The sequence below is a fragment of the Methylocaldum sp. GT1BB genome (assembly GCF_051027545.1).
GTDB lineage: Bacteria > Pseudomonadota > Gammaproteobacteria > Methylococcales > Methylococcaceae > Methylocaldum.
On the sequence record NZ_CP194902.1, the window covers coordinates 4,450,980 to 4,464,301 of the forward strand.

A 13,322-nucleotide genomic window follows, 5' to 3' on the forward strand; every position below is an offset into this window, starting at 1 on the left:
GAATGATGCTGTCTGCTTATGCCGAGCTCGATTTGACGGCAGTCACGCATAATCTCACGCGCATTCGAGCGTTTGCGCCGAAAGCGAAAATCATGGCGGTGATCAAGGCCAACGCCTACGGCCACGGGCTGATTCGGATCGCCAAGGTATTGAGCGATGCCGATGCCTTCGCCGTAGCCCGCCTCGGCGAAGGCATCGCCCTTCGCGACGCGGGCATAAGGCAGCGTATCGCCGTGCTTCAAGGCTTCGTCGATAGCGAAGAACTGGAGCTCCATAGTCGCTACGGATTGGAGCCCGTCATCCATTCCCCGTTTCAGGTGGAACTTCTGGAGCAAGTTTCCTCGATGGAGTCGGTATCGGTTTGGTTGAAACTGGATACAGGAATGCACCGGCTCGGCTTGCTGCCGGACGAATTCTCATCCTGTTATTCGAGGCTTCAACGGTGTTCCGCTGTGCGCCAACCTATTCCCGTGATGACTCACTTGGCCAATGCCGACGTTTTTCAGGACACGATTACGGCAATACAGCTGGATTGCTTCAAAAGCGCGCTCCATAACGTTCAAACCGAATGCAGCATCGCCAATTCGGCAGGACTTCTGGCCTGGGATACCGCACGTGTCGAATGGGTCCGCCCCGGAATTGCGCTTTACGGTGTGTCGCCGTTTCCTGGTCGTACCGGTCCGGACGAAGGCCTCAGACCGGTGATGACCTTCCGGAGCCGGCTCATCGCGATAAAGAATCTGAAAGCCGGCGATGCCGTGGGTTATGGCGGTGATTGGATTTGCCCGCGCCCGACTCGCCTCGGAATCGTTTCGATCGGCTATGGCGACGGTTATCCTCGCCACGCGCAGTCAGGCACGCCGGTGCTGGTTCGCGGTCGGCGGGCAAGCCTGATCGGACGCGTTTCCATGGATATGATCAGCCTCGATCTCACGGATTGCCCCGACGCTCGGGTTGGGGATGAAGTCACTCTATGGGGCAAAGGCCTGCCCGTCGAGGAAATCGCTCAATACGCCTCGACTATTCCCTATGCCCTGCTCTGCGGCGTCACACCGCGGGTCAAGATGGTCGAACGGTGGGAATAGCACGTATTTTTTGATCGGATCTTTCGGCCGATAATCACTCGTCGTCCAAATCGAAGACGTTGTACAAAGGAGCCGTTGTGGCCGAACGCATCGCCAAACCCCAAGTGGGCGCTCCCGACCCGGAGCTGAGGACGTCGCCGATTCTGGAGGAATTCGATGACGATTATCTGGTATTAAAGCAGCAAGTGCCCGGCGAACCGGTTTGTCACTTCAACGACAAACGATATGCACACGGCACGTATGTTTGTAGCGGCGATACGCTTCTGCGCTGCGATTACGGAGTTTGGATCAGAACCGGCTCTTGCGACCCGGACAATCCTTAATTCCGTTATAACGGCCACCTTGTTCCACTGACGAGAGGATAACGTTATGCCGCAGCACCTTACCGATAAACAGCTCGAAGCATTCCGCAATAGACTCGAAACGCGTCTTGCAGAACTGACCCGAGGCGTTCGTGAAGAAGTCATTCAGTCGGGTCGTCACCACTTTACCGATGTCGCCGGCGAGGTTCACGACTCGGAAGAAGCTTCGGTCGCCAATCTGGTCATCGATATGGAACTGCAAACGATAGATCGGCATATTCAGGAAATTCGCGAGATAGAATCCACTCTCATCCGTATCGGCAGCCGCGAATTCGGCATTTGCGTCGATTGCGAGCAACCGATCGCGTTAGCGCGGCTGGAGGCGAACCCTACGACCGAGCGCTGTATTGCCTGCCAGAGCGCGTACGAGAAGGAACAAGCCTTGACGCATTCACCGTCTCTGTAGATTCTGCCATTCGGCGCCTTTCCGGGTTAAGCTTGCGCCGTCGGAAACGCCAAGACATCCCCGATAGATTCCGCTCGCATCCTGATCATCAGCAGGCGATCCAATCCAAGAGCTATACCCGAGCAATCCGGCAGTCCGCTCCTCAGCGCCGCCAGCAAGCGCTCGTCTTTAGCCGGCAAGGGCAAACCGTTTTCTTCTCGGATGACGAGATCCCGATCAAAGCGCTCTTCCTGCTCGACAGCATCGGCCAATTCGTGAAACCCGTTGCCCAACTCCAATCCTTCGAGAAATATCTCCACCCTTTCGACCACAAGCGGGTCGTCCGGCTTTTTTCGCGCAAGGGAAGGAAGAAAAGCGGGGAAATCGTAAACGAAAGTGATCCGCCCTCGCCCGAGATGGGGCTGGACCAGATGACTGAAGAGCAAATCGAGCCAAAGCGAGCGATCTCTGCCGCAAAGCGCCTCAGCCTCGGGAAGATCCCGAACTCTTGAGCGTTCGGAGAGTTCCTCGAACGAGGCCGATAACGGATCGACGCCTACATGCTCACGAAAAAGTTCGCGATAACTAAATCGCTCGGACGCTGCCAAAATCAGGTGATCACGGCAGATTTCTGCCAGCAACGCATCGATCTCGTCGATCAATTCGGCTAAATCGAATCCCACCCTGTACCATTCCAAAAGCGTAAATTCGGGATTGTGATGGCGCCCCGACTCTTCGTTCCGAAAGGCCTTGCAGATCTGGTAGATCGAACCGCTGCCCGCCGCCAGCAGGCGCTTCATTGCAAATTCCGGAGAGGTTTGCAGATAAAGTTGTTCGCCCTCACTACTGCCGGGCTGACGGAGAACGGTCGTGAAAGGATTGAGATTCGGATCGGTAACGCCGGCGCGGCACAGCAGTGGCGTCTCGACTTCCAAGACGTTTCTAGCCGAAAAAAACTGCCGAATTGTCGCAAGCAAAGCTGCCCGCTTCTTAAGAGCAGTCAGGGAACAACTGGGGCGCCAGTCCGCCATCGTCGGAAGAAACGTCGCTTGAGGTCGGCGGATACGGCGGACATGCCGCGTCCGCCGTCGAGCATGAAGGGATGCTATTTGACCCGAGATACGTACTCGCCCGTGCGGGTATCGACTTTGATCACCTCGCCGGTCTGCACGAACAGAGGGACCCTGACGACCGCTCCGGTGTCCAGGGTTGCCGGCTTGCCGCCGCCACCGGAGGTATCGCCACGCACGCCGGGATCGGTTTCAACAATCGTCAGCTCCACGAAGTTGGGCGGCGTGACCGAAATGGGAGCATTGTTGTACAGGGTGACGATGCATACGTCCTGCTCTTTGAGCCATTTCTTGGCATCGCCCACCACATCGCTGTCAGCGGCATACTGTTCGAAACTCTCCGGAACCATGAAGTGCCACTGCTCGCCATCGTTGTACAAATATTGCATTTCCGTATCGACGACGTCCGCACCTTCCAATGTTTCTCCGGATTTGAACGTGCGCTCGATGACACGGCCGGTCTTGAGGTTGCGGAGCTTTACGCGGTTAAATGCCTGCCCCTTACCCGGCTTGACGAATTCGTTCTCGATGATCGAACACGGATCGCCGTCGAGCATCACTTTTAAACCGCCCTTGAATTCATTGGTGCTGAATGTCGCCATTCTCTCCTCGTTCGCTTCAGTTAACTCAAAAAATACCGCGCATTATAATGTACGGCTTTGTCCTAAGAAACCCGACGTCTCTATGAAAACGCCCTGGCAGGCCGAGCTGGCCGACTCATTTACCAAACCCGCCGACCTCTTCGCTTTCTTGGAGTTGGATGAGATCCATCAAGCGGAATTCCTGGAGGCGACGGACCGTTTTTCGTTTCGCGTTACGCAAAGCTACGCTCGGCGCATGAGCAAACGCAATCCTCGCGACCCGCTTTTGCTTCAAGTGTTGCCCGATGCGCAGGAACTGATCGACCATCCGAACTTTGCAAACGATCCGGTGGGAGACTTAAAAGCCGTGACCGCCCCGGGAGTGCTGCACAAATACCATGGACGAATGTTGCTGATCACCACCGGTGCGTGCGCCATCCACTGCCGTTATTGCTTCAGGCGAAATTTTCCGTACGACGCGAACATGATCGGCAAACGGCAGGAACAGGATGCCGTTGACGCCATTCGGAGCGACCTAAGTATCAACGAAGTGATTCTCAGCGGCGGGGATCCTTTGGTGCTGAGCGACGAACGCTTGGCCCAGTTAATCCAAAAAATCGGGGAGATACAGCACATCAGGCGACTTCGAATTCACACGCGCCTCCCGGTAGTTCTACCGAACCGCATCACAACCGAACTTATCGCCGCGCTGACGGAGGCTCGTTTAAAAAGCGTGGTCGTCATTCACGCCAATCACGCGAACGAGTTCGATCACGACGTCAACGATGCGTTAAACGCACTCCAAAAGGCCGGAATTACACTCCTTAACCAGACCGTATTGTTAAAAGGCGTGAACGACGATGCCGAAACCCTTGTTCGACTGAGTGAAACACTTTTCGAGAACGGCGTGCTGCCGTATTACCTGCACGTACTGGACAAGGCGCAAGGGACCAGCCATTTCGACCTGTCGACGGAAGATGCGTTAGCGATTTACCAAGTCATGAGGGAAGCATTGCCTGGTTATCTGCTTCCCAAACTCGTTCGGGAGGAGGTGGGCCGACCGTACAAGATGCCGGTCGGATAAGATTTCAAAACTCCGGAAAAGCCATCAGCGGAGCCGGAACCCCGCCACGTCGGAAGTATCGACTTATTTAGTCGACGGCTTTCATGCTGAGACGAACCCTTCCCTGACGGTCGATCTCAAGAACCTTAACTTTGACGATGTCGCCCTCGGCCAGCTTATCGCTGACTTTCTCCACGTGTTCGTCCGAAATCTGCGAAATATGGACCAGCCCGTCCTTACCAGGGAGAATCGTAACGAATGCGCCGAAATCCATCAGCCGGGCGACACGGCCTTCGTAAACTTTCCCAACCTCGACTTCGGCCGTGATCGCTTCGATACGGCGACGCGCCTCCATTCCGGCTTCCTTGTCGACCGAAGCCACTTTAACGACACCGTCGTCGCTAATATCGATGCTGGCTCCCGTCTCTTCGGTGATCGCACGAATCGTCGCGCCGCCTTTGCCGATGACATCGCGAATCTTGCTCGGATCGATGGTGAAGCTCATGATGCGCGGCGCAAAATCCGACATCTCCTTCCGGGGAGCCGGCAAAGCCTCCGCCATTTTCGCCAAAATATGCAAACGCCCTTCTTTGGCCTGCTCGAGCGCCTGCCGCATGATTTCCGGCGTGATGCCGTCGATCTTGATGTCCATTTGCAATGCGGTCACGCCGTCGCTGGAGCCGGCGACCTTAAAATCCATATCGCCGAGGTGATCCTCGTCGCCCATGATGTCCGAGAGCACCGCAAAATGATCGCCTTCTTTGATCAAGCCCATGGCGATCCCGGCAACGGGAGCCTTGGTCGGAACCCCGGCATCCATCAGTGCCAAGCTGGTTCCGCACACCGACGCCATCGAACTGGAGCCGTTGGATTCGGTAATTTCAGAAACGACTCGAATCACGTAGGGGAAGCTTTCCGGAGCGGGCATGATGGCCTGCACGCCGCGCTTCGCCAGCCTGCCGTGTCCGATTTCACGCCGTTTCGGCGCGCCTATCGGGCCGATCTCTCCCACGCAGAAAGGCGGGAAATTGTAGTGCAACATGAAGGATTCTTTATATTCGCCTTCTATTGCATCGATCAATTGAGCATCGCGTCCCGTACCCAAGGTGGCAACCACCAGGGCCTGAGTCTCGCCGCGGGTGAACAGTGCGGAACCGTGAGTACGCGGCAGTACGCCTGTACGTATCGTAATCGGCCGTACGGTCTTCAAATCCCGTCCGTCTATGCGTTTGGATTCGTTCAGAATCCGCCACCGGACCACATCCGATTCCAATTTTTCCAGCATGCCTCGAACGGCGTTCTCGGCATAATTCCCGTCCGCCGTCAAAGCATCGATCGTTGCTTTGCGAATTTCTCTGAGTTTCTGCTGACGAGTCTGCTTATCAGCTGTCTGATAAGCTTCGGCAATCTGCGCTGCCGACAAATCCTTAACGGCCTGGTATAAGGCCGCGTTGGCAGCGGGTGGCTCCCAGTTCCATGGCGTGACACCCACGGTCTCGGCCAGTTCATGGATCGCCTTGATAGCCGTCTGCATATGCTCGTGGCCGAACAACACGGCTCCGAGCATGACTTCTTCCGGAAGCATATCGGCTTCGGACTCGACCATCAGAACCGCCTTTTCCGTACCGGCAACGACCAAGTCCAGCTTTGAATCTTCAAGAACCGAACCGGAAGGATTGAGCACGAATTGGCCATCGATATAGCCGACACGCGCTGCGCCGATCGGTCCTTGGAAAGGCATGCCCGAAAGCACCAGAGCCGCGGATGCCCCCAGCATCGAGGGAATATCCGGATCGACTTCGGGATTCAGGGAGAGAACCGTGGCAACGACCTGAACCTCGTTGGTGAATCCTTCCGGAAAAAGCGGGCGAATGGGCCGATCGATCAAGCGCGCGGTGAGGGTTTCTTTCTCGCTCGGCCGTCCCTCGCGCTTGAAAAAGCCGCCGGGGATGCGACCCGCCGCGTAGGCTTTCTCCTGATAGTTGACGGTCAGGGGGAAGAAATCGGTCTCGGGCGACGCCTCTTTCTCGCCAACGGCAGTGACCAAAACCACGGTTCCGGCCATATCCACCATAACGGCGGCATCCGTCTGGCGCGCAATTTCGCCGGTCTCGAAGGTAACGAGATATTCGCCGTACTTAAACTGTTTCCGAATCGGATTCACAATAATACCTTTACCGGGTGAACAACTATTTACGTAGACCCAATCGTTCAATCAAAGTCCGATAACGGTCGGAGTCCTTGCTCTTTAAGTAATCCAACAATTTGCGACGTCGATTGACCAAGCGCAACAAGCCGCGCCGCGAATGGTGATCTTTCTTGTTCTTAACGAAATGCGGAGTAAGGTGGTTAATCCGGGCGGTAAGCAGGGCCACCTGAACTTCCGGCGAGCCGGTGTCGTTCGTCGCTCGCTGATATTCTTGCATCACAGCGCTCTTGTCTGCTGTTTCAAAGGCCATTTTTTTCTCCTGAACAAACTTGTTTAACTTAATAAACTCACAATTGTAACTGTAGCTCTAGATGCGTTTCAATCGAAACGCCAACGAACTCAGAGTAATTTACGATCTAAGAGCCACCCTATTAAGATAGCTCCTGAACATCGCTCTGAACCGCCTTGACCAAACGCCGCGGTGTCACCCGTCCGTCGTCAAGAATCTCGCCCACTCCCATGAAAACAGATTGTTTTGCATACAATCTAACCCATCCATGCTTCGGCGCTTTAGGAACTAAAACGGCTTGGCCCTTTCGCACATAAAAACCGAGTTCGTCACTCAATTGAACCGCCGGCAAGGCGGATACGATGCGATCCATCGGGAGAACCAGTCCCAGCAATTCGCTTTCATCGAGTGTTTCCATACTTTCCAGCGTGTGAGAGTCGGCAATCGATAAGTCTCCTACCCCCGTACGTCTCAACATCTCGACATGGCCGCCGCAACCCAACGCTTTGCCGACGTCCTCGGCAAGGGTCCGGATATATGTGCCTTTCGAACACGCGACGTCCAATTGCAGACTCGACGAATCGAACCCCAGCAGCTTCAATTCATGAATGACCACTCGACGGGGTTCCCGTTCCACCTCGATGCCTTGGCGGGCCAAATCGTAAAGGCGTCGCCCTTGATGCTTGAGCGCAGAGTACATCGGCGGAACCTGAAGGATCTCGCCGCGGAATCCAGCCAGAACCTGCTCAACCACGTCCTCGCTCAGTGGCTTCACGGCCTTCGTCTCGACAATCTCGCCCTCGGAATCTCCGGTAAGTGTCGCTATCCCAAGGCGAACCTTCACCCGATAACGTTTGTCCGTATTCAGGAGAAACCCCGACAATTTCGTCGCTTCGCCCAAACAAATCGGGAGCAAACCGCTGGCGAGCGGATCGAGGCTTCCGGTATGACCGGCCTTTTGCGCTTTCAAAATCCGCTTGACCTTTTGCAGCGCCGCGTTTGACGTCATACCGGAAGCTTTGTCCAACAGCACAATGCCGTTAATGGACCGCAAATCGTTGCGGCGACTCATCGCTACCACCTATTCGCCGCTTTTCGGCTCTTCATGCAGCCGATCCAGGAGTGCATCCATATGCATGCCGCGCTCGATCGAATCGTCGTAGACGAAATGGATCTCGGGCATATTACGGATGCGAAGGCGCTTTCCCAGTTCGCGACGCAGCATCGGGACCATCGTCGATAAGAGCGCCACACATTTTTCGGCCGGCTCCTTGGCTCCCAAGAAAGTCACGAAAACTTTGGCTACAGCAAGATCACGGCTTACTACGGCATCGCTCACGGTAACCATTCCAAGGCGAGGTTCTTTTACCTGCGTCCGAATAAGATCCGCCAATTCCCTTTGGAGCTGCGAGGCAACCCGGTCGCTCCGTTTAAACTCTCTCGGCATATGAACTTAGACCGTCTCGATACTGAATCGTCTAGCGTTGCACTTGCACTTTTTCGAACACTTCGATCTGGTCGCCGACCTTGACGTCGTTGTAGTTCTTTATGCCCATACCGCACTCCATGCCCGCTTTGACCTCGCCGACGTCCTCTTTGAAGCGGCGCAGAGAATCCAACTGCCCTTCGAAGACCACCACGTTGTCTCGTAACACGCGGATCGGCAGATTCCGTTTTACGTGGCCGTCCAGCACCATGCAGCCGGCGATAGCACCGAATTTCGGATGACGGAACACGTCCCTAACCTCGGCAACGCCGACGATCTGCTCCTTGAACTCGGGTTCCAGCATCCCGCTGATGGACTTCTTGATTTCGTCGATCACATCGTAAATCACACTGTAATAGTGTAAATCGATGCCCCGCTCCTCAATGATCTTGCGCGCACCCGCATCGGCACGGACGTTGAATCCGATGATGATCGCGTTGGACGCCAAAGCAAGATTGGCGTCGGATTCGTTGATGCCGCCGACACCACCGGCAATGACTTTCACTTTGACCTTATCAGTCGAAAGGTCCGTCACCGACGCTCTCAGCGCTTCAAGACTGCCTTGCACGTCGGCCTTGATGATCAGGTTCAGATCCACGCTTTCGCCGCTTTCCATGCGCGAGAAGACATCCTCGAGCTTGGTCGCCTGCTGCGCCGCCAATTTACTGACACGCAGTTTTTCTTCACGATGCAAGGCGATCTCACGCGCCTTACGCTCGTCGGCAACGACGATGAATTCATCGCCGGCGTTCGGCGCGCCCGACAGCCCCAGCACCTCGACGGGCATCGACGGTCCGGCCTCTTTCACTGGCTTGCCATTTTCGTTGAACATGGCCCTGACACGCCCGAATTCCATGCCGCACAGGATAAAATCGCCCTTCTTCAACTGTCCACGCTGCACGAGAATGTCTGCCACTGGCCCTCGCCCTTTCTCGAGCTTCGATTCCAATACCACGCCGCTTGCGGGTATCTCGAAAGGCGTTCTGAGCTCAAGAACCTCAGCCTGCACGAGAATGGCGTCGAGCAATGCGTCGATACCCTGACCGGTCTTGGCGGAAACACTCACGAATTGGGTGTCCCCACCCCATTCTTCCGGGACCACATTGAGCCCGGTTAGTTCTTGTTTTACTCGATCCGGATCGGCTTCCGGTTTATCGATCTTGTTGACTGCCACGACCAGGGGAACATTGGCGGCGCGGGAGTGCTCCACGGCTTCGCGAGTTTGCGGCATCACGCCGTCGTCGGCAGCGACCACCAGCACCACGATATCCGTGACCTTGGCACCGCGTGCACGCATCGCCGTAAACGCGGCATGGCCAGGCGTATCCAAGAAAGTCACCGCGCCGTGATCCGTCTTGACCTGATAAGCGCCGATGTGCTGGGTAATGCCACCCGCCTCGCTGGCCGCGACGCGGCTCTTGCGAATATAGTCGAGCAATGAAGTCTTGCCGTGGTCGACGTGTCCCATGATGGTTACCACCGGAGCTCTCGGCAACTGCTCAATCTCCTCAGCCACCGACATGGTAGCCATAATCTCGGCCTCCAGAGCGTTTTCGACCTGCGGTATGGCCTTATGGCCCAACTCTTCGACCACCAAAGTGGCGGTATCTTGATCGAGTACTTGGTTGATGGTGGCCATCACTCCCATTCCCATCAACGTTTTGATGACTTCGGTCGCCTTAATGGACATCCGCTGGGCCAAATCCGATACCGTAATGGATGCGGGAATGGCGACCTCACGCACCACCGGGGCGGTTGGCTTCTCAAATCCGTGCCGGGCTTCCGGAAATGCAACAGGGCCTTTGGTGACTTTAAGCTTTTTCTTTTTATCTTTTCTTGCGTCATCGAGACCAAAGGGCTCACGAGCACCTTCGCTTCGGCCTTTAGGACGTTCAACGCCCGGCTTCTTTTTGGCACGTTTGGCTTCTGACTCTAAATGACGTGGGAGCTCCACCTCTTCCCGCTCGGCCGACACAGGCGGAACGACCGGTTTTTTAGGCGCAGGTATTTCTGCCGCGGGTGCGGGCGGCTCACGCTCTTCCACACTCACTGCTTTTTCGGTACGCTGCTGCTCTTCGACCAGACGTCGAGCCTCCTCCCGCTGCCTCTCTTCTTCCGCTCGTCTAGCCTCTTCGAGCAAACGCTGTTGCTCGGCGGCTCTCTCCGCTTCTTCGCGCTTCCTTCTCTCTTCTTCTTCCAAAGCCTTACGACGGACTTCTTCCTGCTGAGCGCGCAAAGCCTCCTGGGCTTCAAGTTCTCTCTGCTGGTCCTCGAGTGCCTGCCGCGCCTTTTCCACCTCAGTGCGACGTTCGCTCAGCTCCGGAAGCTCGCTTCGCTTGACATAGGTCCGCTTCTTGCGGACTTCTACGCTGATGGTCTTCACGCCCTTGCCGGGAATCTTGCCTTGCTTAAGCTCGCTAACGGTGCGCCGCTGCAGCGTTACCCGCTTCGGCTCTGCCATTTCCCCCTCGCTTCTGCCGTGGCTCTGCCGCAAATAACTCAGAAATCGAAGCTTTTCAGTATCACTGAGAACATCGTCCGCGTCGCTTTTTTCCAAACCCGCATCGCCCAACTGCGTAAGCAGTCGATCTACCGGAATGCCGACCACATCGGCAAGTTGCCGTACCGTCACATCGCTCATTCTTTCAGCCCCTGCCCTGTCAAATCCTCTTAACCTTCAGCAAACCACGGTGAGCGGGCCGTCATGATCAAACGCGCAGCCCTAGCTTCGTCCATACCCTCAACCTCCAGCAATTCGTCGACCGATTGTTCGGCCAAGTCCTCTATTGTCCTCACACCTCGCGCAGCAAGACGAAAGGCCGTTTCACGGTCCATTCCCTCCATCTCCAGCAACTCCTTGGAAGGCTCCGAAGATTCAAATTCTTCCTCGTTGGCGATCGCCTTGATCAGCAACGCGTCGCGCGCTCGATTTCGTAGCTCCTCGACGATGTCTTCGTCGAACTCCTCGATCTCCAATAGCTCCTTGGCTGGAACGTAAGCCAACTCTTCAACCGTCGAAAATCCCTCTCTAACCAGAATCTCGGCGACGCTCTCGTCCACGTCCAGCTGTTCCATGAACGACTGCATGAGCTTGGCCGTCTCCAGCTCATTCTTGGCTTCCGCCTGGGAAGCGCCCATTACGTTGAGCGTCCATCCGGTCAGCTCCGATGCAAGTCGCACGTTTTGTCCACCGCGCCCAATGGCTTGAGACAGGTTTTCATCCGCCACGGCAATATCCATCGAATGCTTGTCCTCGTCGACCACGATCGAGACGATCTCAGCCGGCGACATCGCGTTAATCACGAATTGAGCGTCGTTCTCGTTCCATAAAATAATATCGATACGCTCACCGGCTAACTCATTGGATACCGCCTGGACCCGGGAACCGCGCATACCCACGCATGCGCCCACCGGATCTAGCCGTAGATCGTTGCTCTTTACGGCCACTTTCGCACGAACCCCGGGATCTCGAGCAGCCCCCTTGATTTCAATGACCCCTTCGCTGACCTCCGGAACCTCCAGCCTAAATAATGCAATCAAAAGTTCGGGTGCCGTGCGACTGACGAACAACTGAGGCCCCCGAGACTCCGGGCGTACAGCTTTCAAATAGCCCCGCAAACGATCGCCGGACCGCACAGCCTCGCGGGGTATCATCTCGTCCCTGGGAACAAAGGCTTCGACGTTACCGCCCAGATCGAGGTAGACATTGCCCCGCTCGACGCGCTTGACGACGCCGGTCACAAGCTCGCCGACCCGGTTCTTGTAGGCATCGACGACTTTCCGGCGTTCCGCATCCCGCACCTTCTGTACAATAACCTGCTTGGCGGTCTGCGCCGCAATGCGTCCGAATTCAATGGATTCGATGGGCTGTTCGATATAGTCGCCAACCTGAATATTGGGCCGAATCTTTCGTGCCTCGTCCAAGGAAATCTCGATATCCGGGTTTTCGACGCCAGCCTCATAGTCCGCATTGGAGTCAACGACCAGCCAACGACGGAATGTCTCATAGCCCCCGGTTTTCCGGTCAATCGCGACGCGCACGTCGATTTTGTTGTCGTGGCGCTTGATTGTTGCGGTGCGAAGCGCATCCTCTATGGCGCCGAAAATGACCTCTTTATCGATGTCTTTCTCATTGGATACGACATCCACCACCAACAAGATTTCTTTATTCGCCATCGCGTCGTCCTTAGATTTAACTACCAAACTCAGGCGCCAGGCGCGCCTTTTCAATTGATTCAAATGGAATTCGCAAAGTTTCGCCACCCTCTTGAATTAGAACGTAATCGCCTTCCACGCCTGCCAGGTAAGCCTTAAATTTGCGCCGCCCATCGATGGGCCGGGCGAGCTGCAAACGGGCCAGACTACCCTTGAAGCGCACGAAGTGCTCCAACTTGGAAAGCGGCCGGTCAAGACCTGGCGACGAAATTTCAAGCTGATAACGACCGGGAATCGGGTCCTCCACATCGAGTACGCCACTCAGTTGATAGCTAACCCTCGTGCAATCGTCGAGAGTGATGCCAGACTCGCTGTCGATGTAGACTCGGAGCACGCGCCGGTGGGCGTCGAACTCTATGTCTATCAGTTCATATCCCAAGCCGCTAACGACCGGCTCAATCAAACCCGCCAAACGCTCCTGCGGCTTCATTGCGACCTCGTAAATTTCACTCACAAAAAATGGGCGCAATGGCCCATTCTTGTTTTGTTATTCCCTTTAAAAACTAAAAAAGCCCCTATGGGGCATACCTTATCAAAGCGGGGCGACTCTAATCACACACTCTTAAAGTAACCCGCTGTTTATAGACGCATGTTACCACACAAACAACTAAATGTGGAACTCCCGTTATCATACGCG

13 protein-coding genes are annotated in these 13,322 nt (G+C 55.6%); 4 read left to right on the plus strand and 9 right to left on the minus strand.

Annotated elements, in window-relative coordinates:
• Nucleotides 1–2 precede the first annotated feature (2 nt).
• The 3 genes from alr (at nucleotide 3) to ACR2TX_RS21190 (ending at nucleotide 1,853) form a co-directional block, all read left to right on the plus strand.
• The gene (gene alr, locus ACR2TX_RS21180; protein ID WP_434130659.1) at nucleotides 3–1,085 is read left to right on the plus strand and encodes an alanine racemase; all 1,083 of its coding nucleotides are present in this window, start codon (nucleotides 3–5) and stop codon (nucleotides 1,083–1,085) included.
• Between the two features lie 77 nt (nucleotides 1,086–1,162).
• Nucleotides 1,163–1,408, plus strand: a complete 246-nt coding sequence (locus ACR2TX_RS21185; RefSeq protein ID WP_077730518.1) for a DUF1496 domain-containing protein — start codon at nucleotides 1,163–1,165, stop codon at nucleotides 1,406–1,408.
• 46 nt (nucleotides 1,409–1,454) lie between these two features.
• A complete protein-coding gene (locus tag ACR2TX_RS21190; RefSeq protein WP_077730441.1) occupies nucleotides 1,455–1,853 on the plus strand; it encodes a TraR/DksA family transcriptional regulator in 399 nt (132 codons plus the stop codon).
• A 26-nt stretch (nucleotides 1,854–1,879) separates the two neighbouring features.
• Here the strand turns inward: ACR2TX_RS21190 and epmA are convergent, their stop codons facing one another.
• Both epmA and efp read right to left on the minus strand, forming a co-directional pair.
• Nucleotides 1,880–2,863 carry an EF-P lysine aminoacylase EpmA gene (gene epmA / locus ACR2TX_RS21195; RefSeq protein ID WP_077730440.1) on the minus strand — a complete coding sequence of 328 codons (984 nt, stop codon included), beginning with the start codon at nucleotides 2,861–2,863 and terminating at the stop codon, nucleotides 1,880–1,882.
• 74 nt (nucleotides 2,864–2,937) lie between these two features.
• Nucleotides 2,938–3,504 (minus strand): elongation factor P, encoded by a 567-nt coding sequence (gene efp / locus ACR2TX_RS21200; RefSeq protein ID WP_077730439.1) that lies wholly within the window; start codon nucleotides 3,502–3,504, stop codon nucleotides 2,938–2,940.
• Between efp and epmB the strand changes: the two genes are divergently transcribed.
• Nucleotides 3,488–4,567, plus strand: a complete 1,080-nt coding sequence (gene epmB, locus ACR2TX_RS21205) for an EF-P beta-lysylation protein EpmB (RefSeq protein WP_240502520.1) — start codon at nucleotides 3,488–3,490, stop codon at nucleotides 4,565–4,567. The two genes, efp and epmB, sit on opposite strands and share 17 nt — an antisense overlap.
• Before the next feature lie 67 nt (nucleotides 4,568–4,634).
• On the opposite strand, the gene pnp is transcribed toward epmB, so the two are convergent.
• From pnp to rimP, 7 genes are all read right to left on the minus strand, one after another.
• Entirely contained in the window at nucleotides 4,635–6,710 is a 2,076-nt protein-coding gene (gene pnp / locus ACR2TX_RS21210) for a polyribonucleotide nucleotidyltransferase (protein WP_077730437.1), read from the minus strand.
• A gap of 25 nt (nucleotides 6,711–6,735) precedes the next feature.
• Nucleotides 6,736–7,005, minus strand: a complete 270-nt coding sequence (gene rpsO / locus ACR2TX_RS21215; protein ID WP_434130660.1) for a 30S ribosomal protein S15 — start codon at nucleotides 7,003–7,005, stop codon at nucleotides 6,736–6,738.
• Nucleotides 7,006–7,126: 121 nt separating this feature from the next.
• Complete coding sequence (gene truB / locus ACR2TX_RS21220; RefSeq protein ID WP_077730435.1) at nucleotides 7,127–8,056, minus strand: tRNA pseudouridine(55) synthase TruB; 930 nt, start codon at nucleotides 8,054–8,056, stop codon at nucleotides 7,127–7,129.
• Between the two features lie 9 nt (nucleotides 8,057–8,065).
• The gene (gene rbfA / locus ACR2TX_RS21225) at nucleotides 8,066–8,431 is read right to left on the minus strand and encodes a 30S ribosome-binding factor RbfA (protein WP_086134392.1); all 366 of its coding nucleotides are present in this window, start codon (nucleotides 8,429–8,431) and stop codon (nucleotides 8,066–8,068) included.
• A gap of 31 nt (nucleotides 8,432–8,462) precedes the next feature.
• Nucleotides 8,463–11,111, minus strand: coding sequence for a translation initiation factor IF-2 (gene infB, locus ACR2TX_RS21230; RefSeq protein ID WP_086134393.1), 2,649 nt, complete (start codon nucleotides 11,109–11,111; stop codon nucleotides 8,463–8,465).
• Nucleotides 11,112–11,140: 29 nt separating this feature from the next.
• Nucleotides 11,141–12,646: a transcription termination factor NusA gene (gene nusA / locus ACR2TX_RS21235; RefSeq protein WP_077730432.1), complete on the minus strand. Its 1,506-nt coding sequence runs from the start codon at nucleotides 12,644–12,646 to the stop codon at nucleotides 11,141–11,143.
• A gap of 16 nt (nucleotides 12,647–12,662) precedes the next feature.
• Complete coding sequence (rimP, locus tag ACR2TX_RS21240) at nucleotides 12,663–13,115, minus strand: ribosome maturation factor RimP (protein WP_077730431.1); 453 nt, start codon at nucleotides 13,113–13,115, stop codon at nucleotides 12,663–12,665.
• Between the last annotated feature and the right edge of the window lie 207 nt (nucleotides 13,116–13,322).